The 22101-nt window shown below is 52.6% G+C and carries 21 protein-coding genes; 16 read left to right on the forward strand and 5 right to left on the reverse strand.

The features are described 5' to 3' along the window. Positions 1-29 precede the first annotated feature (29 nt). From ACN0YN_RS14945 to ACN0YN_RS14955, 3 genes are all read left to right on the forward strand, one after another. A complete protein-coding gene (locus ACN0YN_RS14945) occupies positions 30-596 on the forward strand; it encodes a carboxymuconolactone decarboxylase family protein (RefSeq protein WP_417385823.1) in 567 nt (188 codons plus the stop codon). 68 nt (positions 597-664) lie between these two features. Then, complete coding sequence (locus tag ACN0YN_RS14950) at positions 665-1630, forward strand: alpha/beta fold hydrolase (RefSeq protein WP_417385824.1); 966 nt, start codon at positions 665-667, stop codon at positions 1628-1630. A gap of 71 nt (positions 1631-1701) precedes the next feature. Continuing rightward, the gene (locus ACN0YN_RS14955; RefSeq protein ID WP_417385825.1) at positions 1702-2322 is read left to right on the forward strand and encodes a pyridoxamine 5'-phosphate oxidase family protein; all 621 of its coding nucleotides are present in this window, start codon (positions 1702-1704) and stop codon (positions 2320-2322) included. 35 nt (positions 2323-2357) lie between these two features. Here the strand turns inward: ACN0YN_RS14955 and ACN0YN_RS14960 are convergent, their stop codons facing one another. The 3 genes from ACN0YN_RS14960 to ACN0YN_RS14970 form a co-directional block, all read right to left on the reverse strand. After that, positions 2358-4781, reverse strand: a complete 2424-nt coding sequence (locus ACN0YN_RS14960; protein WP_417385826.1) for a right-handed parallel beta-helix repeat-containing protein — start codon at positions 4779-4781, stop codon at positions 2358-2360. A 221-nt stretch (positions 4782-5002) separates the two neighbouring features. Further along, a complete protein-coding gene (locus tag ACN0YN_RS14965) occupies positions 5003-6478 on the reverse strand; it encodes a PcfJ domain-containing protein (protein WP_417385827.1) in 1476 nt (491 codons plus the stop codon). 235 nt (positions 6479-6713) lie between these two features. Beyond that, positions 6714-7937, reverse strand: coding sequence for a PcfJ domain-containing protein (locus ACN0YN_RS14970; protein ID WP_417385828.1), 1224 nt, complete (start codon positions 7935-7937; stop codon positions 6714-6716). A gap of 302 nt (positions 7938-8239) precedes the next feature. On the opposite strand from ACN0YN_RS14970, the gene ACN0YN_RS14975 reads away from it, so the two are divergent. The 13 genes from ACN0YN_RS14975 (at position 8240) to ACN0YN_RS15035 (ending at position 21069) form a co-directional block, all read left to right on the forward strand. After that, positions 8240-8791: an HAD family hydrolase gene (locus ACN0YN_RS14975; protein WP_417385829.1), complete on the forward strand. Its 552-nt coding sequence runs from the start codon at positions 8240-8242 to the stop codon at positions 8789-8791. A gap of 119 nt (positions 8792-8910) precedes the next feature. Beyond that, positions 8911-9078, forward strand: a complete 168-nt coding sequence (locus ACN0YN_RS14980) for an SEC-C metal-binding domain-containing protein (protein ID WP_417379180.1) — start codon at positions 8911-8913, stop codon at positions 9076-9078. Positions 9079-9266: 188 nt separating this feature from the next. After that, positions 9267-10007: an RNA ligase family protein gene (locus tag ACN0YN_RS14985; protein WP_417385830.1), complete on the forward strand. Its 741-nt coding sequence runs from the start codon at positions 9267-9269 to the stop codon at positions 10005-10007. Beyond that, positions 10004-11116, forward strand: coding sequence for an AAA family ATPase (locus ACN0YN_RS14990; protein WP_417385831.1), 1113 nt, complete (start codon positions 10004-10006; stop codon positions 11114-11116). Before ACN0YN_RS14985 ends, ACN0YN_RS14990 begins: the two co-directional genes overlap by 4 nt. 27 nt (positions 11117-11143) lie before the next feature. Next, positions 11144-12556 carry a 3' terminal RNA ribose 2'-O-methyltransferase Hen1 gene (locus ACN0YN_RS14995; RefSeq protein ID WP_417385832.1) on the forward strand — a complete coding sequence of 471 codons (1413 nt, stop codon included), beginning with the start codon at positions 11144-11146 and terminating at the stop codon, positions 12554-12556. A gap of 137 nt (positions 12557-12693) precedes the next feature. After that, complete coding sequence (locus tag ACN0YN_RS15000; protein ID WP_417385833.1) at positions 12694-13608, forward strand: tetratricopeptide repeat protein; 915 nt, start codon at positions 12694-12696, stop codon at positions 13606-13608. Positions 13609-13758: 150 nt separating this feature from the next. Continuing rightward, positions 13759-14139 (forward strand): hypothetical protein, encoded by a 381-nt coding sequence (locus ACN0YN_RS15005; protein ID WP_417385834.1) that lies wholly within the window; start codon positions 13759-13761, stop codon positions 14137-14139. 20 nt (positions 14140-14159) lie between these two features. Next, positions 14160-16760, forward strand: coding sequence for a polynucleotide kinase-phosphatase (locus tag ACN0YN_RS15010; protein WP_417385835.1), 2601 nt, complete (start codon positions 14160-14162; stop codon positions 16758-16760). Between the two features lie 34 nt (positions 16761-16794). After that, positions 16795-17745 (forward strand): DNA polymerase beta superfamily protein, encoded by a 951-nt coding sequence (locus ACN0YN_RS15015; protein ID WP_417385836.1) that lies wholly within the window; start codon positions 16795-16797, stop codon positions 17743-17745. Then, the gene (locus ACN0YN_RS15020) at positions 17742-18125 is read left to right on the forward strand and encodes a hypothetical protein (protein WP_417385837.1); all 384 of its coding nucleotides are present in this window, start codon (positions 17742-17744) and stop codon (positions 18123-18125) included. Before ACN0YN_RS15015 ends, ACN0YN_RS15020 begins: the two co-directional genes overlap by 4 nt. Next, positions 18122-18886: a DNA polymerase beta superfamily protein gene (locus ACN0YN_RS15025; RefSeq protein ID WP_417385838.1), complete on the forward strand. Its 765-nt coding sequence runs from the start codon at positions 18122-18124 to the stop codon at positions 18884-18886. The genes ACN0YN_RS15020 and ACN0YN_RS15025 overlap by 4 nt, the downstream gene beginning before the upstream one ends. Continuing rightward, positions 18887-20206: a hypothetical protein gene (locus tag ACN0YN_RS15030; protein ID WP_417385839.1), complete on the forward strand. Its 1320-nt coding sequence runs from the start codon at positions 18887-18889 to the stop codon at positions 20204-20206. It abuts the gene before it with no gap. Positions 20207-20337: 131 nt separating this feature from the next. Beyond that, positions 20338-21069, forward strand: coding sequence for a LamG-like jellyroll fold domain-containing protein (locus ACN0YN_RS15035; protein WP_417385840.1), 732 nt, complete (start codon positions 20338-20340; stop codon positions 21067-21069). Positions 21070-21155: 86 nt separating this feature from the next. On the opposite strand, the gene ACN0YN_RS15040 is transcribed toward ACN0YN_RS15035, so the two are convergent. Continuing rightward, positions 21156-21644 (reverse strand): ArsI/CadI family heavy metal resistance metalloenzyme, encoded by a 489-nt coding sequence (locus ACN0YN_RS15040; protein ID WP_417385841.1) that lies wholly within the window; start codon positions 21642-21644, stop codon positions 21156-21158. A gap of 28 nt (positions 21645-21672) precedes the next feature. Further along, complete coding sequence (locus tag ACN0YN_RS15045; RefSeq protein ID WP_417385842.1) at positions 21673-22092, reverse strand: arsenate reductase ArsC; 420 nt, start codon at positions 22090-22092, stop codon at positions 21673-21675. Positions 22093-22101 lie beyond the last annotated feature (9 nt).

Here is a 22101-nt window from a genome sequence, read left to right on the forward strand (position 1 = left end):
TGAGTAAAATGTTTACAAGGAGAAGAAAGATGCCACGTTTAACCGCCATCAACCCCGACACAGCCACAGGTCCCGCCAAAGCATTATTGGACGGAGTTCAGTCTCACCTGGGGATGACTCCCAACCTGATGCGAACCATGGCGCATTCCCCCGCCGTACTGGATGCTTATCTGAAATTCAGTGGCACACTGGCAGGCGGAGTCCTCTCGGCTCAACACCGGGAGCAACTTGCCCTCACCGTGGGTGAAGCAAATCAATGTGAATATTGTCTCTCGGCCCATTCTGCTCTGGGAAAGAGAGCCGGTCTGTCTCCGGTTCAAATCCTGGAAAATCGGGCCGGCGTCGACTCTGATCCTGCAACGGCTGCTCTGTTGAAGTTCGCCCGCAGTATCGTGGAAAAACGGGGGCTGGTCTCCGACCAAGATCTGCAGGACGTCCGCGATGCCGGCTTCGGCGATGCGGAAATTGCAGAAACGGTAGCGGGTGTCTCGCTCAACATATTCACCAACTACTTTAACCACCTGGCACAGACCGAAGTCGATTTCCCGACTGTCGAACCTCTTCCCGCAGGAATTGCAGCCGCCAATGTTGTCTGAACTCTGACGGGGACAGTTCCCGTATTGAACTGTCCCCCCTTTTTATTCTTCAAATAAGGAACTTTGCGATGAGCGTACGAAACCAGATCCGTTTTATCTTGATCCTTATCCTCAGCAGTTTCTGCTTCCTGCTCCCTGCGAGAGCGGCGGAAACGGATTCCAGTCAGGTCAAATATCAGACCGTTCAGATAGAAGGACTCGATATTTTCTACCGGGAAGCCGGTCCTGCAGACGCACCAACACTGTTGTTGCTCCACGGCTTTCCTACCTCATCGCATATGTTTCGGAATCTGATTCCTGCACTGTCCGACAAATATCATGTAATCGCACCCGACTATCCGGGCTACGGTTACAGTAGCGCACCACCTGTCGAGAAATTTGATTACACATTCGACAATCTGGCACGCATCATGGATAAATTCACTCGGCAGTTACAATTAAATCAGTATTCACTGTATCTGATGGATTACGGTGCCCCGATCGGCTTTCGTCTGGCTGTCCAGCATCCGGAACGAATCGAAACGCTCATCATCCAGAATGGGAACGCCTATCAGGAAGGTCTCGATAATCCGTTCTGGGAACCGGTCAAAGCCTATTGGAAAGAGCGAACTTCCACACAGGGAGACAAACTGCGTTCCCTGCTCACACTCGATGCGACCATATGGCAGTACACAACTGGAGTGCGCGACATCAAATCAATCAGTCCGGATACCTGGAACCACGTGCAACCCCTGCTCGACAGACCAGGCAATCAGGAAATCCAGCTCGCGCTGTTCTATAGCTACGGCAGCAATCCCCCGCTCTATCCCCAATGGCAGGAATATCTGCGAAAGTATCAGCCCCCCACACTGATCGTCTGGGGCAAGAACGACCAGATCTTCCCTGCAGCCGGAGCGTATCCTTACAAACGGGATCTCAACCAGCTGGAGTTCCATCTGCTCGATACAGGACATTTTGCCCTGGAAGAAGAGGGACCGACTATCGCCCGGCTGATGAGAAGCTTCCTCAGTCAGCATACTGATACTGCTCGCTGACTGTTCCGCCAGGTTCCGTTGAGTCAGTCACGGGGCCTGGCTTCCTTACCTTTTTACAGGAGTGTAGTCAGATGCCAGCTTTCCCCAGCGATATCGCCTTCACAGAATCCGTGAAAGCGGTTCAGACACAGAAAGGTTCACGCTCACAGTACGCCCGGATGGAACAGGGGTCCGGCTGGCAGACCAGTGTGACGGAAGAACTGAAAACGTTTCTGTCGGAACTCGACATGTTTTACCTGGGAACCGCCAGTCAGTCCGGACAGCCTTATATCCAATACCGCGGAGGCAGCCCCGGTTTTCTCAAGGTCCTCGATGAGACAACACTCGGTTTTGCTGACTTTGCCGGCAACCGGCAGTTCATCACTCTGGGAAACCTCGCCGAAAATCCCCAGGCGTTTCTGTTTCTGATCGATTACGTCCACCGTCGTCGCGTGAAGATCTGGGGGACCGCCCGCATTGTCGAAGACGATCCGGAACTGCTCGCGCGGCTGCAGGACCCGGCGTATCCTGCCCGGGTGGAGCGTGCGATCCTGTTTTCTGTCACCGCCTGGGATGTTAATTGCCCTCAGCACATCCATCCCCGTCTGCCACAAGCGGATGTCCTGAAACTCGTTGAACAGCTGCGAGCGGAAAACGAGCAACTCAAAAAAGAACAGGCCAGACTTCACTCGAAAATGAAATCTGACCTGTAAACATCAATCCCTGAGATCAGCTGAATTCAGTCGGATCAGTAACTGTCGTCAGTCGCATTTCCGGAACCGGTATTGGTACCCACTCCACTCTGCGGAGTACCGGACTGGACATCATAGCCTTTGAGAGCATTGTCGATCGCCGAGTTGTTCGAGAAGGAAGCAGTGTTCCCTCCGAAGAAACTGTCGATCGTGAAACCATTCCCGGTGTTACCCTGGGAAATGTTTCCGTCCAGTGTGCCCCCGAAGATCGGATCAGCGAAATCGTAACCGTTCTCCGAGTTGCCGATTGAGGTGTTATTGGTGAACGTGCCGCTGAAGAACGGATCGTCAAAGTCAAAGCCGTCTTCCTGGTTACCCTGTGCCAGGTTACCCGTGATCGTTCCGCCATCCACATCTTCAAAGTCAAAACCATCATCCAGGTTGTTGAGCGCCTGGTTGTTGCTGATCAGGGTACCCACACCCACGGTATCGCCAAACTTGATCCCGTTCACACCATTCTCGCTGGCACTGTTATTGGTAAACATGGTATTGGTCACTTCGTCTTCAAACCAGAAACCATTCAGATAATTATTGTCAGCCACGTTCCCGGTGATAACGGCTCCGTCGACATCTTGATCAAAGTAGAAGCCTGCGTCGTTCCCATTTGCGATGTTATCAGAGAACGTTCCACCGTTGACATGACCAAAGAAACCGAAGCCGGCAAAATCATTGTCGATCGCCTGGTTGCCGCTGAAAGTGACTTCGTCAATTTCAGCTTCAATATCGAATCCGAAATTGTAGTTTTCGCGAGCGATATTATTTGAGATCTCGCCTCCGGTGATCTGATTAGAGAAGTAAAAACCGTCTTCGCCGTTGTACTGGGCCGTATTCCCGGTCAGAGTCCCACCATCGAAGTCGTCGAAATCAAATCCATCTACCAGGTTCAACTCGGCCACGTTGTTGCTGATCGTACCTCCGCTGACCCGCTCGAAGTAATATCCATACCCGTTTCCACGGGAGGTATTACCCGAAATGGTACCGCCTGTGAGGTGTTCTATGTTCAGACCGTCTTCATAGGTAATAACACCATTCCCGAAAAAGGTGTTGTTGGTAATCGTACCATTTGTGTCCCCATCCAGGTGTACGCCATCCTCGAACGCGTTACTGACCGTATTCCCGGTGAGTGTGAATCCACTCAGGTTATTACCATAAATACCATTCAGGCCACCGGTCACGTTCAGCCCCACCATCGTCGCATTATTCGCCAGGGTAAAGACATTATTAATCATATTGTCCCCCTGCACGAGAGGCGTCCCGCCATAGTTGAATGTCGTCACCACACCGGATTCACAGCCGACCACTTGCATATCGGTACCACCGGCCAGAGCCAGCTGTCCGTCATTGAAGACATAACCGGTCGCGGTATGGATGGTACCGGCACTCCCGTCAAACAGGACAACACTGTTCGAGCCGGCGGCATTAAAGACCGCTTCGGCATTCGGGGTGTTGGCATCAATGACGGTAATATTTGTCAGTTCCTGACCATTCAACTGCAGCTTCGCACATTCTTCCGGTGCCTGTCCCTGATTTAAGACAATGTCGATATCACGCTGAATCGGGTTCACCATACGGCGCTGGAAGCGGGTCAGCTTCTGGCTGTCTCCATTGCCGGGCAACGGAATTCGCACGGTCAGCAGCCCTTCCCCCTGAGATCCCCGCAAATCGTCATACTGATACTGCCCACCCAGTACCACGCGCGAACCATTTCCCAGCCAGGGGAGATCAAACATTCGGAATTCAACGCGTGCCCGGGGACCGGTCATCTTGTCAAAGTCAGGAGCGTTATTATCAAAGTAATAGCCGCCCACATAACCGCGCAATTCTGCATCAACCTGCAGATTATCGAAGGTTCTCAACAGCCGCCCGACTTCAATATCGGTTCCCCAGTAGGCACGTTCTTCACCCGCCCGTACTACGATATTGTTGCCACTCAGATACGCCGTCGTCAGACCGTTCACCCGTTGCTGTTTCTGATTGGGAATATAGCCGTTCACTCGGAAATCCCATTCGATGCTCATCAGTTCCAGACCAAAACTTCCCTGCCGGAAGATATTGCTATATTGACTGCGACGGACATCGTAGAAACCGTACATGCCAGCGATCCACTGGTCGTTGACCATCCGGCGGTAAGCCAGTCCGAAATTTCCTTCGGATGAGGAATCGTTGAAGATATTCCCACGCAGATCGGCGAAGAACAGGCTTTCCTCATCCTGAGCGAGAGGAATAAACAACAGCCCCTGTCCTACGTCACGATAACCGCCGGCTGAACCCGAAAAGTCAAAATAGGCACGGTACAGATAATCTGATTCCTGAAACCAGTCAGGTTCCTGATTGGGATTCGGATTCTGGGCGAAGGTACGCGCAGGGAACACCATCCCCAGCCCGGCCAACAAAATGAAAACCAGTGAGCGAGTGAGCATTCGACTCTCTATATGAACTTTCCGAGATCATAAAGTCTGTTTTATAACGATAAAAATGGTGTCTCCATCAGTTATCTCGGAAGACAGCAGGCTTTCATGCGGCTGAATCTTGGATTTTTGTTCAGAACTGATTGTGATTGTCTAAAATATACCGGTTATAGCGATTGAAATGACTTTTGATAAAAGCGAAAGCTCCTGCAGCAGATCTGGACAGGTAAAACTTAGAAGGAATGAAAGCTGGAAAACTTGAGCCCCGCTTCCTCTGCCCAGCGCCGCAGAACACTGCGTTCTCTCTGATTTGGCAGGCGATTTGCTTTGCCACGGACTTCGCAGATCAGGCTGGGCTGCTTTCTGACCTCAATCGTAATTGCTTTTTTAAATCCCTTTTCAAGTTCAATCTGCATCGACCAGATCGAACAGTCACCATCGACACAGGAGGAAACATAAGTCCCCACACAATGATTCATGTGATTGCCTTCTGTATCGAGTTCATAGCTGTTAAGTAACTCTCGAATCACCCATCGCTTTCCAGATTGATCCCCCTGGACTTCATCCCGATAATCAAACTCGGGAATGCCACTCGGTTCCCACTCATATTCGGGAATCCGCTTTCTGTTTTCCTGATCGCGATGCCACTCGCTCACATCACGAAGCAGGGACTGATACGTACGGCCTTTCAACGAATATTCATGGATCGGCGCTGTCTCTCCATCAAATTCTTCCGGTAAAATGCCATATCGTTGATCGATCAGATAATCCACAATCTGCCGAAGTTGGCTGAGTTCTAACGGGGGATGTAGAATTAACCACTGAATCAAAGCAGACCATAACTCATCACGGGAAAATCCAATGGAGAGTCTGGTGGCAAGAACCATTCGAGCCAGTCTTGCATCTCCTCCCATTCCCCGAATCTGTCCCCAGCGAATTGCCTGTAGTACTGAGAGGTTACAGGGCGCACGCATGAAGTGGTGTGCCATCTTTTTTGTATAGGGGATCGGAAGGTCGCAATGACGAATATTCGTTCCTCGACCCACTTCCAGATACCAGTCCCTCCAGTCTGCGCAATGCGGTGTATATTCTGCGAGCCAGACAGAGTCGAAAAACAGCGGCATCTGGTAGTTAACAAACAGATGTCTTAACAGAGAAGAAAGCTGTCGCCAGGCATTACTGCCAGTAGGACGCCACTTTTCAACAGGGCGAAGCCAGGAACGTGCTTCAGCGGCAATGAAAACCAGTGCGGTGGAAAAACAGTCCCACGAAGTACCCGTTTGAACTGCATCTATCATTTTTGATTTACTGCAGTAGAGATGAGAGATCAACCTTAAAAAGGAATCTCGTATTAATTCAGTTCGATTAAGGATCTGACATCGATATTGATACATATCAGAAATATTTCGAAGCAGCGGATCTGAAATGGATCGTGTTTTGATTCTCGCAGAACAAACCGCATCCAGTCGACTCACAATCGAGCGTTTTTCCTGTTTCCTGCGCTTCAGACAGGTGACCGCTGACTTCTGCTGGCAATGGATCAGTTCTCCCTTGCGCTGAGATCGCTTTCTCAGCAGATGCGTACGAAATCCGTTCTGCACACACCACTGCCGATATTCTTCCGGAGTCTTCAACCCCAGTCGCTGAATATGCTGGTGCAGTTCAGGATCTACTGACTGTTTTGTGGACGTTCCTTTTAAGTGACTCATGACTGACTGGTGTTTCTGTAAATAGGGAATTCCCTGGTATGAACTCTGGACTGTGCTTTCGAAACGATCTGTATAACATCTCTCATTGCTCCTTTCGTTTTCAGAAAAGTTGGAAGTTTTGAATTTTGAACTACGACACACTGTCTGAATGCGCGGTTCACGTTTTTATCAATCAGACCATCATTTTCACGAGTACAACATTCAGGAGTTCTATTAATGATTTTTCCTGTCGCTTTCAGATATTTTCACGGAACTTCAATCCAGTCTGTGCCGCCCAGCGGATCAGAATCTTCATATCGGATTCTGTAGGCGCACGATTCAGCTTGCCCCGTGCCTGATAAATCGTCTTCGTCTCGGGAATAACTTCGATGGTCAGAATTCGTTTTCGCAATTCCCCCTGATGCATCCGCATCGACCAGATCGACGAAATGCGATTTTTGCAGTAGGAAATATATTCAGCCACACAATGCTGCATCCGGGCTCCTTCCTGTTTGAGTGCGCGCGGCGTCAGTAATTCTTCGATCGACCAGGCAATGCCATCCTGCTCCAACCGGAACGCATCAATGCAACACGATTGCCAGGGCTTATCTAATGGATCCAGGGAAACAGGAGGCTGATACCCTTTTACAATCAGATCATTCCGCCAGTTCGCCATATGCCTGCGTAAGGACATCAGTGTCCGACCGCGCAGACTGAAATCAGGCTGCACGGGATCACTGCCTGCACCGCAGCCCCAGATCTGTTCGGCTGGTTCGAATCGTTGATCCTGAATGAATTTGACGATTTCTGCCGTTTCCACAGTGGAAACGGGCTGATACTGAATCAGAAAGCGAATGACTGTTTCCCAGAAAGGTTCGGCCGACGTTGCTTCTGCAAGCAGAGGCAGGTCAATCAGACAACGGGCCAGTCGCTCATTGCCTCCCAGCGCCAGTACCTGAGACCAGCGACATGCTGCGCCGGGAGACAGATCATCGGGCGCCTGCATAAACAGCGCAGCCATCCGCCGGGTCAACGGTAAAGGTGAATGTTTGGCAAACTGACGCACCCCTTTCCCGATCGCCAGGTAAAGATATAAATCAATTTCCCACTGTTGCGGATACGCTTTCCACCAGACAGAGGTCATGAATTCGGGAACCGGATAGTCGTCAAACAGATGATGTACCAGAGACCGGAGTTGCACAAAGGGACTTGATGCGGGTACGTCCCAATCAAACGGACTCCGTTTCCAGCTGAATCGATGACAGGCGATCCGCACACAGGCATTCACAATCTGCTCTACTTCACGAACGGAGACACTATTGTCGACCATACGCCGGGGAGAGAGAATATCGGTCCGGGCACGGATCACATGCATCAGTTTCCAGAAATCGTTTCGGAAACCATTTAAAGAGTCAGCACGTTGCGTAATCAGATCATCCACCCTGCGGGCAGCATGGTGTTTTCTTTGTTGAGAAGTCATATACTTATCTCTGTAAACAGGAGTTTTAAGCAGTCTGGTGATGCGCAGGCATCCCCCCGAAAGCAGCATCATTCGCGCAGGACGCACCGATGCTGGCTTACTTCAAATCGATCAGCTTAAACCCTTGTTAAACAGCATGACTTTCCCCATTGCGTTACCAGCGCCTGAACGTAAAGCAGGCGGAACCAGAAAACCAGATTTGTGTCTCAATCTATACAGCAGCGAAACGAACTGCTGGAACAAATCTGTCAACGTTGACACATCATTGAAACCGAGGTTCATTCTTTGAGAGGAAATCAATCGTGCAGCCCCACGATCAGATCCTGTTAATTCTAGATATCGATGAGACATTGCTTTATGCAGCAGATCGTCCACTTGATCGAAGGCCAGACTGTCAAATCGGCCCGTATGCGGTTTATCTGCGCCCATATCTGACCGATTTCCTGAACCAGGTTTCTCAGCACTACCGTATTGCAGTCTGGTCTTCTTCCAGTCCCGACTATGTCGATGCAGTTGTGGATACTATTTTCCCGAAATGGATTGAGCTAAAATTCAGCTGGAGCCGAGAACGCTGCATCAACAGATATGATCCCGAATTGCACGAACAGTACTACATTAAAGATCTGAAGAAAGTCAGGCGACAGGGATATCACCTGGAACGTGTGCTCATTGTGGATGATACACCCCGGAAAGTTGAACGAAACTACGGCAACGCGATTTACGTCACCCCGTGGTTCGGTGACCAGAATGATCATGAGTTGCAGCTGCTGACAAAATATCTGTTACAGATCCGCGATCAGGCTAATCTGCGACGCATTGAAAAACGGAACTGGAAGAGTCGTAGCAAACTCTGATTTTCAGCGAACCTCACTGAAGCTGCTGTGTCTCTTTCTCAAACCACTCTGTTCTCTGACCCAGCTGAGGTGTGATATGAACTATTCCGAATTCGACGACCGGCCCTTTTTTTGAAACGATGAGCAAACGCCGCACAGGCTTCCCGTCTGAAACACAAGTCAAACGGGGCACCCGCATCGTGCATGGCGACAAACTGCTCGAAGAAAAACTCGGCCGCAACGATTTATGCCCCTGCGGCTCCGGCAAGCGCTTCAAAAAGTGCTGCCTCACGCGGGGCTGCTTTTGACGGCGTAAACCGCCATCACTTTTTTCAGAGAATAACGACCGTGCGCGGGACTCATCCCGCGCCGGTTTTCCGTCACTGAGTTTTCACGTCAGCCAATTTCTGCCAGAATCGACGCAGTGAGTCTGCGCATACTGAAACGGCTGAATCTGATACATCCCCTTCACTTTTGTTAAAGAGAGTCCGGACCGATGGGCAGTTCCCACGATCAATTTGTTAAATATCCGCGGACACCTCATCTGTTCGGCTCTACGGGGACGGCAGACGATAAACGGCTCAGCGAACAGGCTTCGCTGCAGTTCATTGCCGATCCTTCTCTCATCGTGGAGGAAAAGATTGACGGCACCAACGTCGGACTCCATTTCTCTCCCACGGGAGAACTCGTTTTACAGTGTCGGGGGCACCTGATTAACGAAGGCATGCACCCGCAATACGATCTGTTCAAGCAATGGGCCATGGTCAAACGGCCGGTCCTGGAGCAGATGCTGGAAGACCGGTTCATCCTGTTCGGCGAATGGGTCTATGCCCGGCACTCGATTCATTATCGCAGCCTGCCGCACTACTTCTTTGAATTTGATATATACGATAAAGTTAAACAGGTCTTTCTCAGCCTCGTCTGTCGACTGGAACTGCTCGCAGGCACCGGCATCGAAACGGTGCCCGTGATTCACACCGGCCCGCTGGCACGCAAAGACCTGGAGACGCTGATTGGCCAGTCCGCCTTTGACAGCGCCTTCGACAATCCATTTACCGACAACACGGACAACCTGATGGAAGGCGTTTATCTCCGTACCGAAGCAGGCGAAGCCGTCACCGGCAGGTCCAAGTTTGTCCGTCCCGAATTTGTAGAAAAAATCAAACAGAGCAGCCACTGGCAACACCAGGCCATGGTCCCCAACCTGCTCTCCAGACAGGCAGATATCTGGTCATGAACTGGCAGACACTGACAACATCGACTCTGGAGGAGATACTGGACTGGGCCGCCACGCAGCCCTGGTGCCAGGCGATGTCGGACTGCGCGCAGGATGCCCAGTGGCACGCCGAAGGGGATGTCTGGACGCATACCCAACTCGTCTGCCGCCAGTTGCCGGAACTGAATGAGTGGTCTGGCTTATCAAACCGGGAACAGTCCATCCTGATCTTTACCGCACTCCTGCACGACGCCGCCAAACCGCTGACCACGCAGCTCGATCCTGAAACCGGCCGCCTGCGTTCGCCCAAACATGCCGTGAAGGGAGAATTCCTGGCGCGAAATGTTCTGCGCGGACTGGGCTGTGACCTGGAAACCCGCGAAATCATCTGTCGGCTCGTCCGCTATCATGGTCGTCCCGCCTTTCTGCTGGAAAAACCGAATCCGGAACAGGAAGTCATTTCGCTTTCCTGGCTGGTCAACCATCGACTGCTCTACCTGTTCGCCCTGACCGACACCCGCGGACGGACGACCGACAGCATGTCCCGTCCCGAAGAGCACCTGCGGTTCTGGAAAATGATCGCCGAGGAACAGCACTGCTTCGATCAGCCCTACCCGTTCGCCAACGATCAGACCCGCTTCCTGTTTTATCACTCACCCGAACCGAACGTGCATTATGTACCTCATGAAGAGTTCAGTTGCACGGTCACCATGCTCTCCGGCCTGCCTGGCGCAGGGAAAGACACGTGGCTCGCACGGCACCACACGGATCTGCCCGTCGTCTCGCTGGATGACGTGCGCGATGATTTAGGAGTTGAGCCAACAGACAATCAGGGAGAAGTGGCACAACTCGCCCGGGAACGCTGTCGCGAACTCTTACGCAACAAGACTGATTTCGCTTTCAACGCCACCAATCTGACCCGGCAGATCAGAAAACGCTGGCTGCAGCTCTTCGCTGACTATGGTGCCCGCATCGAACTGATTTACCTGGAACCGCCGCTGGAAACGATATTGAAACAGAATCGCCAGCGTCCCCAGCCGGTCCCGGAAAATGTCATACGCCGCCTGGTAGAAAAAGTCGAACCTCCCACACTGACGGAGGCTCATACAGTGACTTACAATGCACCTTGAATCTTTCTCTACAGTTGGGAATCCAACATGCTCTTATCTATCACGACGACACATGAACCCGCCAGCGATCTGAGCTACCTGCTCCACAAACACCCGGACCGTTTTCAGAGCTTTAAACTGAGTTTCGGCAACGCTCACCTGTTTTATCCTACGGTTTCCGAAGAAAAATGCACCGCCTGCCTGTTGCTGGACGTTGATCCGGTGGGGATGGTCCGCGGCAAAGGACGTCAGCAGTCGTTCCTGCTCGACCAGTACGTCAACGATCGCCCCTATGTCGCTTCCTCTTTCATGAGTGTCACCCTTTCACAGGTCCTGGGATCCGCGCTCAACGGGCGCTGTAAGGATCGTCCGGAACTGGCCAGCACGCCGCTTCCACTCACGGTACAGATCGCAGTCCTGCCCGTGCGCGGCGGGGAAGAACTGATTCGCGAAATCTTCGAACCGCTGGGTTACGAAGTCGCCATCCAGTCTTTTCCGCTGGATGAACAGTTCCCGGACTGGGGCGAGAGTCCCTGTTATACCGTCACACTGACAGCCACGAAAACACTTTCGGAACTGCTCAACCACCTCTACGTTCTGATTCCGGTCTTCGATAACCGCAAACATTATTTCGTTGGCGAAAACGAACTGGAAAAGCTGCTGGAGAAAGGGGCCGGCTGGCTGGCCGACCATCCCCTGAAAGACCAGATCAGCCGCCGCTACCTGAAGTTTAAACCGAGCCTGTACCTCACAGCCCTGGCCCGTCTGGTCGGAGAAACCGAAACCGAAGATCCGGAACTGGAAAACGAGAACGATGAGACAACAGAAGAACCTCTCGACAAAGCGGTTCCCCTGAACCAGCAGCGACTGGGCAGCGTAATGGCCGCCCTGCGGGCTTCCGGTGCGCAAAGTGTGCTCGACCTGGGCTGCGGCGAAGGAAAGCTGCTCCGCGAACTGCTGGCCGATCGACAGTTCGAGCAGATCGTCGGCCTGGATATCTCGGTGCGCTCGCTGGAGATCGCTGCGAAACGTCTCAAACTGAAACGGCTGCCGGAACGACAGGCGCAACGGATCAAGCTGCTGCACGGCTCGCTCACTTACCGCGATCGTCGTCTTGAAGGGTTCGACGCCGCGGCCCTGGTCGAAGTCATCGAACACCTCGATCCGCCCCGCCTGGCGGCGCTGGAACGGATGCTGTTTGAATTCGCCCGACCGAAAACCGTCGTGCTGACTACACCGAACCGGGAATATAACGTGATGTGGGAAACCCTGCCCGCCGGCCAGTTGCGTCACGCCGACCACCGCTTCGAATGGACGCGGTCCGAATTTCAGACGTGGGCCACCGGCATGGCAGATCAATTCGGTTACGCTGTCCGCTTCCTGCCCGTTGGTTCGGAAGACAAAGCCGTAGGTGCCCCCACACAAATGGGAGTGTTTGAACGACGTGTCGTAGAATCGTAGACACGATTCCTGACTTCTCTCAATAGTCTCTACCTGAACTGTCGCATTCGGAGTTTGTTTAGGCCAGAATAGACCTGTACCCATTTCCAGAACCACATCCAGTACACGACTCTCACGTTTACCAAAGGACATCTAACATGGTGATCTGGCCCTTCCGTAAAAAAACATATGAAGAACTGACTACAGAGGAACTCCGCGCACGTCTGATTTCAGCAGCGGGAAAATCACGAAAAGAACTACGAGCCTTATGCAAACATTATCAGGACCAGATTGCAGCCAATATCGAACTGATGTCCAGGGTCCCGGAAGGGATAGACCAGTCTCCAGAAGCGATGAATCAATATGTACAAAAGCTAGGAACTGTAGCGCACTGTCTTGCCACTGATTTTCAGTCCCCCGAGCTATGGAACTCATTAGTAGGATCTCCTGAAGATAATCCTTTACTTCAATGGAACCAGTGGAATGAAGCACTCCCTCAAAGAATGGAGAACCTGGAATATGAGGATCTCATTTCCGAACTCAGGTCATTCCTCGAAGAGTTCAAAACATTGGAGGGGCCAGCGGCCCGCCAGAATGAAGCTGTGATCCATGGGAAACTGGGGGAACTTCTGTTTCAATCCGGAAAAGTTGCTGATGCAATACAACCTTTTCAGACAGCTTTGACATTGTGCCAGGAATCAAATGATATCGAAGGTCAGATGGCTTATCTGAATAATCTGCTTGAAGCTCATCGCTACCTGGGAAATACCGAACTGGCAATTGAATCAGGAGAAGGATTACTTCCACTTTACGATCAATTCGGGATCGATAAAACCGCTCTGACTAAACGAATTCAGTTGCTCAAGACGGGGGAACCACTCTGTCGGATCATTTGCGTTCACGAGGATACAGAACTGGAAACTGATGAGATTGTGAATGCACCAGAGGGCCGATTCGAATTTCAGTTCAAACGCAATCGACTACCGCTGCAAAAAGCGACATCTCTGATCCAGCAGGGAAATGTTCTTGCATCAGAGGGACAACTGGCAGAAGCCCTTGAGAAATATCACTAGGCAGAAGATGTTGATCCTTACAATCCCGATCCTGCTTATCAGGCTGGAACTTGTCTACTGGAGATGGGGGCTTATGGCCAGGCAATCGAAAGTTTCCAGAATGTGGAACGTCTGGCACCAGGATGGTTCCACTGTAGAACGGACCTCTGGTTGGCAAATTCTCTGGCAGACGGAACCGTATCAGACGAGGAATTTCGGTTACTGAGACTCCTGGAAGACGGTGGCCTGCCCCCACAAGATGCATTGAAAATGGCAGAGCAGGCTATAGAAACACATCCCGAGTTTGCTCCCATTTATTTAACTCTGGGGAATCTCCAAAGAAACCGAAATGAACTCGATGCAGCAATTGCCTCATATCAAACTGGTTTAAAACTGACAGGCGAGCCTGACCTGGAAACCCGCTTATTAAGTGCTCTGTTAGCTGTCTTACCAAAAGAACATCCAGATCGCAGCGAACTGATTGATCGCGCAATGGGTCTCAATGGCAACCTGGTTGCTCAAGCGACCGTGAAACTGATCAGTCTTACTTAACCCTGATACAGACATTTAATATGGAAATCTCAATCCCGAAACTCTCACTCGTCGTGCTCGTCGGCCCCAGCGGGGCAGGCAAAAGTACGTTTGCGCGGAAACACTTTCTACCCACTGAAGTCATCTCTTCCGATTTCTGCCGGGGCATGATCAGCGATGATGAAAACGACCAGAATGTCACAAAACAAGCTTTCGAACTACTGGGCTACATCGTCTCCCAACGCCTGAAATCCGGGCGGCTGACGGTCGTCGACGCCACCAATGTCCAGCAGGAGGCCCGGGCGCAGTGGATCGAACTGGCGCGGAAATACCACTTTCTGCCGGTCGCCATCGTGCTCAATCTGTCCGAGAAGATCTGTCATGCGCGGAACCAGGAACGCCCTGACCGTTCATTTGGATCACACGTGGTCCGCAATCAGCGCTCGCAGTTAAAACGCAATCTGAAACGACTCCGTCGCGAGGGTTTTCGTTATGTGTTTGAAATGAACTCGGTCGAACAGATCGACGTGGCCCGCCTGGAACGCGTTCCCCTCTGGAACGACCGTCGCGAGGAACGGGGGCCCTTCGACATCATCGGCGATATTCATGGCTGCTGTAACGAACTGGAACTGCTGCTCGCAGAGCTGGGTTATACACGAACCTCCGTTGAGCAAGCAGACCCTCTGTGGGGCAACGTCTGTTTTGCGCATCCCGAGGGTCGCAAGGTTGTCTTTCTGGGCGATCTCGTCGACCGGGGTCCGCGTTCGCTGGACACGGTCCGCATCGTACGCAACATGATCCAGCAGGGGACGGCACTCTGCGTTCCCGGAAATCATGACATGAAACTGCTCCGCAAGCTGAAAGGGAAAGATGTCAAACTGACGCACGGACTGGCAGAGACCGTCGCTGAAATTGAAGCGCTGCCAACTGAGACGCGGGAACCGTTCTGCCAGGCGCTGACCGAATTCCTCGACAGCCTGATCAGTCATTTCGTGCTGGATCAGGGAAAACTCGTCGTGGCCCATGCGGGTATGACAGAGGACCTGCAGGGACGGGGCTCGGGGAAGGTTCGTTCATTTGCTCTTTACGGGGAGACGACAGGCGAAACCGATGAATTCGGCTTTCCGGTCCGCTATAACTGGGCCGCCGAATACCGGGGCGCTGCGCACGTGGTCTACGGCCATACTCCGGTTCCCGATCCGGAATGGCTCAACCGGACCGTCAACATCGACACGGGCTGTGTGTTTGGTGGTCGCCTGACGGCACTCCGTTATCCGGAAAAACAGTTCGTTACGGTACCGGCGAAAGAAGTCTACTGCGAATACGCAAAACCCATGTATCGGGATTCGGATGCAGCAACACAAACGGCTCAGCAGCAGCACGACGACCTGCTCGACCTGCAGGACGTTACCGGCAAGCGGATCGTTTCCACTCGACTGCAGACGAACATCACCATTCGCGAGGAGAACGCGACCGCAGCCCTGGAAGTCATGAGCCGCTTCGCCGCCAATCCGAAATGGCTGATCCACCTGCCACCGACGATGTCGCCGCCGGAAACATCCACGGAACCGGGGCTGCTGGAACATCCAGCCGAAGCATTTGCGTATTTTCGCAACGAGGGAATTCCCCAGGTGCTCTGTGAAGAAAAGCACATGGGTTCGCGTGCGGTGGTGGTCGTCTGTCGCGATCAGGAAACGGCCCGCCAGCGGTTCGGCGTACAGGAAGCGGAACGCGGCATCGTTTACACGCGGACGGGTCGACGTTTCTTCAATCAGCCTGAACTGGAAGCTGCCTTCCTGGAACGGGTCCGCCAGGCTTTGAGTGCCGCTGATTTCTGGAATGAGTTCCAGACGGACTGGGCCTGCTTCGACTGCGAACTAATGCCCTGGTCGGCCAAAGCTCAGGCACTGCTGCAGTCGCAGTACGCAGCCGTGGGTGCCGCGGGAAAAGCGGCGTTGCCCCCGGTCGTCGCTGCGCTGGAACAGGCAACTGCCCGACTGACTGCCGACGAAGCCTCGCATGCCGCAGAGATCGCAAGCCATTTCCGTAACCGGGAGACGGCAATCGAGGAATTCGTGCGCGCCTATCGCCACTATTGCTGGCCCGTGGAAACGCTGGATGACCTGAAGCTGGCTCCGTTCCACCTGCTGGCCACCGAAGGCAGAGTTCACATCAACCAGAATCATGACTGGCACATGCAGACCATCGCACGCATCTGTGCGCAGGATGAGAAACTCCTGCTGGCGACGACGTCGCTCAAAGTCGATCTGACTGACAATGACAGCGTGCAGGCCGGCATCGACTGGTGGTCGGGGTTGACAGGCACCGGGGGAGAAGGGATGGTGGTTAAACCCTTGGAGTGGGTTCAGCGGGGGCCCAAAGGACTGGTGCAACCCGCAATCAAGTGCCGGGGGAAAGAGTATCTGCGAATCATCTATGGTCCTGATTACGATGCGGAAGAAAATCTGACCCGCCTGCGCCAACGGGGTCTGCACCGCAAACGATCGCTGGCACAGCGTGAATTCGCCCTGGGTATTGAAGCCCTGGAACGATTCGTGAACCGGGAACCGCTGCGGCGGGTCCATGAATGTGTGTTCGGGGTACTGGCGCTGGAAAGTGAGCCGGTCGATCCCCGATTGTAAAACTTCGCCCGAGGCAGAAACAGGAAGTGAAACCATGAACAAGCGCGTCCACTTTCAGCCGAACCTGATCTATTCTGACGGCACACAGGTGGTCACAGTCCGGGATATCATCGGGCCGAACGGTCGCACGCAGCATCCGCGGGGATCGGTCGGTGTGGTGGTGCGTGCGCCGCGGGATCTGGATCACTCGTATCGCGTTAAATTTCCCGATGGAGCCGAAGTCGCTCTCAAAGCGGACGAGCTGACCCTGCTCGCCCAATTCAAAGAAGGGGAGATCGGCAATAGCGAGATCAACGCGAACCGCAGCGACCTGTTCGCCCGCGTGATCTTCAAATGCATCATTGGCTCCCGGGCCTTTGGTCTCGAGGATGAGCAGTCCGATACCGATTATCGCGGCGTCTACCTGCCCCCCGCGGAACTGCAGTGGTCGCTGTACGGCGTTCCTGATCAGTTGGACTGCCACGAAACGCAGGAAACCTACTGGGAACTGCAGAAGTTTCTGGTCCTGGCTTTGAAAGCGAACCCGAACGTCCTGGAGTGCCTCTATACTCCCCTGGTCGAACAGGTCACGCCCCTCGGCCAGGAACTGCTGGACATGCGGGAAATCTTTCTGACGCGCATCGTCTATCAGACCTACAACGGTTATGTGATGTCGCAGTTCAAAAAGATGCAGACTGATATCAAGAACCAGGGAAAGGTCAAATGGAAACATGTGATGCACCTGATTCGGCTGTTGATCTCGGGGGTCACGCTCCTGCGCGAAGGCTACGTCGTTGTCGACGTGGGACCACACCGGGAGCAACTGCTGGCCATCAAGCGGGGTGAAGTCCCCTGGGAAGAGACAGAGAAATGGCGGAAGAGCCTGCACAAGGAATTTGAGCAGGCGCTGGAGCAGACCAGACTACCGGCCCGCCCCGATTATGAAACGGCAAATGACTATCTCATCAAAGCGCGTCGACTGGCGACGCAGGAAAAACTGCCATGAATGGAAAACAGACTGTCACGCTCTTTCGACCTGTCGGTCAACAGGAGCTCGATTTGATCCAGGCGTCCGGTTGGAAAGAGTTTCCCCCTCGTTTATACTGGCAACCGATTTTTTATCCTGTACTGACGGAAGAGTATGCGATTATGATCGCCCGGGACTGGAACACCATAGATCCCAATTCCGGCTATGTCGGCTATGTCCTGCAGTTCGATGTCGAATTTGACTATCTGAGCCAATACGAACCCCAGGAAGCAGGCGGGCGCGATCTGAAAGAATACTGGATTCCGTCAGAAGATCTGAAAGAATTTAATCAACATATCATAGGAACGATTGACGTCATCCATGAATTTCGTCCTGTTCCACAAGAAGAATCATCATGAACTTCGATCCCCGACTTGAAAAACAGCTCAAGGAACATCCTTATCCCCTGCTGTTCGCTACCATCAGCGGATCGCATATCTATGGCTTTCCTTCTCCCGATTCCGATTATGACCTTCGCGGCGTGCATCTGCTGCCGCTGGAGACCGTGATCGGTCTTAAAGAAGGACAGGTCACGGTGGAGCGTTCGCGCGTTGATGACGGCCTGGAAATTGATCTGGTCACACACGATGTGGGCAAGTTCTTTCAACTCATGCTTAAAAAGAATGGCTACGTGCTGGAGCAACTGCTCTCGCCGCTGGTCCTGCAGGCTACTCCCGAGTATGAAGAACTGAAAGCGCTGGCGCCCGGTTGTGTAACCAGATATCACGCGTATCATTACCTGGGCTTCGCGGCCACACAGTGGAAACTGTTTCAGAAGGAAGATCCGCCCCGGGTCAAGCCTCTGCTCTACGTGTATCGGGTCCTGCTCACCGGTCTGCATCTGATGCGCACCGGTAAAGTGGAACCGAACCTGATCCACTTGAACGAAGAAGCGCAGCTGTCCTACATCCCCGAACTGATCGAACGCAAGCTGGAAGGTTCGGAACGTTCCACGCTGGATGCCGCCGACATGGAATTTCATGGACGCGAATACCAGCGGCTTGTGGGCGAACTGGAACAGGCGATGGAAACCACCAGCCTGCCCGAACAGCCAAGTTCGGGTGCAGCGTTGAATGATCTGCTGGTCCGAATCCGTCTGGCAAACCGGAAAGGATCCTGATTGAAGTATCCCGAGGTTTCACCGCCCCCCTTCCCCACACCTGCAGAACAGCGCGATGCGCTGGCGAAAGGGCTGGGACGGGCCCGGCTCTGGGCAGAACAGGGAATCCTCACAGAGACAGCACTGCGCGAAGCGTGTCTGCAGGATCTGCGTTATGACCGCATGTGCGAAGACCTGCGGGGCGACTGGCTGTGGGAAATCATTAACGCCGCCGGCTTTCGCAACGAGATCCGCGTCCCGCTGCTGCATGCACTGCATGATCTGTCTGATCCGGAAAACGCCAGACAATTATGCAAGCTGGCACAACACTATGCTGCCAGCGGCGATGCTGCGTTTCGAGATCTGCTGTATCAGATCGTCACTCAAAAACCACTCGCAACAGCAGACTATGATTTTGTGGGGGAATCGGAACTGCTGGCACTGGAGGGAGAACGCGGCTTTCTGAGTGCCGCAAAATCCAGGGGAGCACAACTCGAACAAATCGACTGGGACTGGCCCGAGGAGTCACTTCTGAGAGAAGCAGGCGAGCTCATCGGGGAAACACGAATCCACGAATTACTGAGTTCCACGTCTGACCCGGATCTCAATCGATTCTTTAAGAGCTGGCAACAGCAGTTACGGGAGAAGGCCGAGCGAAAACAACAGAAGCAGCGTCACCGTAAAAAACAACAGGCCCAGCAAACCGAAGAGACCTCTGTCGAAACGGTTCTCGAAGCCGCACGGGGAAAGACACACTGTTCCTGGTTTCGCAGCTGGGGCATGCAGGCTGCCCCAACAGAGTTAACCGTGGTCCTCCAGGCACTCAAATCCAGTAAAGAACCAGCCGTTCTCACTAACCTGATCAAAGTCTTTGCCAACCGGGCACTCCCCGAATTCGACTCCCGCCTGATTGAACTCTGCCAGCATCCCGATCCCGAATTGCAGAGGAGAGCCTGGGTTGCACTCGCTAACAACAGTCATCCCGAAATCCGCGAGTTTGCCAATCGGCAGTTGAACGAGAACCAGCCTGCCTGTCTCTTCAGTCTGTTTATCAGAAATTACCAGGCTGGTGACGAACACCGGATTCTGGCGGCACTCAAACTGCCCGACGATGTCTGGGAATGTCACAGTGTACTCGGTGATCTGGTCGAAGTGCTGAAGGAAAATCCGACAGCAGACCGCTCACGACTGGCGATGGTCATCTACCGGTTCACTCCCTGTGAAATCTGTCGCTATAAAGCGGTACAACTGCTGCAAGAGCAGTCTGCGATTCCCGCCTGGTTGGCAGAGGAATGCCGCTTTGATTCTTATGCAGACACAAGCTCTTTGATATTTGCCTAACCTGAAAACGTTAACATTCTTTTTCAAGTTACGATAAATGTGAATTTTTCAGACAAATTCTTGTGTCACCGGTGTTCTGTTTTATGATGCATTGATCCCCGATCTTCTGAACTGAAAACAGGACTCTCAGTATGAAATACTATCCGATTTTCATTGCCATATTTTTGTTGAGCCTTGCTAGCCCCTTGACGGCTGCCGAACCGGAAAAAGCGCCTGAAGCTAAAAAAACGCAGGGATTGCAGTTCGATGGGAAAGGCAGCTATGTCACCTTCCCTCACATCAAGCTGGAAGACTATGGTGAATTTACAATCGAAGCCTGGGTCAAAGACTGGTCGGGACGCATCTGCTGCCAGGGAAAACAGGGAGATCCGGAAAACAGTATCTGGATCTCCCTTCGGGCCAAACATCATTCCACAGGCTGGGAAAGTGAAAACGGGATGAATCACTCGGTCCCCGTCGATCCAAACTCGATTGAAGGCTGGGATCATTTCGCGATGGTCTACTCGGAATTACAACAGACGTTTTACCTCAATGGTAAACAAATCAATCAGACTTCCGCCCCTGCACCCGGCCCCTTTGATGAGAGTCGTCTATTCTTCATCGGCGCTCAGGAAAAATGGGAAGACTCCCAAACAAAACCAGCGGCCCTGTTCGGTAAAGGTGTCATGAAGCTGTTTCGCATCTCGAAAGTCGCCCGCTATGACAAAGAGTTCGAACCCGCGGATCAGTTCAAATCAGACGCAGAAACGGTCGTGCTCTTCGATTTTGCCAAACCAGATAAAGAGCTGCTGTACGACGCTTCTCCGAACAAAAATAACGGAACCATCTACGATGCCAGGTGGGTTGAACTCATGCCGGATTAGACTGTGCCCAGTTTTATTACACCGTCTCCAGGAACAATTTGACCGAGTATCATCGTACGAGATATTCTAAGGTAAATTGTATTTGCTCAAGACTGTGAACTGTTACAGTCCTTCAGCGTTACCATTTCCGGTCCGCAGCAACCGGACTGCGCGTAAAGTTCATCTTTCGCATCGGCATTCAGAACCACAAAGACCTCCCACTTGTGGCCATCCGGGGCAACCGCCCAGACTTTATCCTGAACTGCATAACAGCAGGTCGTGGCTTCTTCGGTTATCGTCTGAATATTGGCAGTTTTGAAACGTTCGATGGCGGCATGGACTTCATCGATCGATTTGACCTGAATCCCGAAGTGAGCCGAGCCTCCTTCGACCTGCACTGCCTCATCTGTTTCATTGAGTGTGAGATTAACGGACGGGTCCTGGGGTTCATATTTCGCATACCGCGGACGTTCTTTGATTGGCGATTCACCCAGAAGTACGTTGTAGAACTGCTTCGACTGTTCCAGATTAGAAACGGTCAACGCAATATGGACCCGAAAATTTCCGGGAAATTCGACAGCAGATTTTTGGGACATGATTAACTCCTTCAATTTAATGCGAGACTTAAGCAGACTCGTCAGCGAGAAATGTCTGAATTTTGGTTTTGATTTCATCCCGGACCCGCCGGAACGTTTTCATCTTCTCTTCATCGGTCCCTGTTGCATCCGCGGGATCGTCAAAAGGCCAGTGCAGGGTCTGCGTCGCACCGCTGAAAACGGGACACGACTCTTTGGCATTGTCACAGACCGTCACCACCAGATCAAAGTTCTGTTCGGTAAACTGATCGAGATGCTTGCTGGTATTCTCTGACAGATCGATGTCCAGCTCCCGCATTGCCTCTATCGCCAGCGGATGCACATAACCCGAGGGCTTCGAACCAGCCGACTCCGCTTCCCATTCCCCCTGCCCTAAAGACTCCCAGAGTTCTTCAGCCATCTGCGAACGACAGGAGTTTCCCGTACACAACACTAAAACACGTTTCATTTGTAATGA

It is taken from the genome of Gimesia sp., assembly GCF_048260065.1.
Classification (GTDB): domain Bacteria; phylum Planctomycetota; class Planctomycetia; order Planctomycetales; family Planctomycetaceae; genus Gimesia.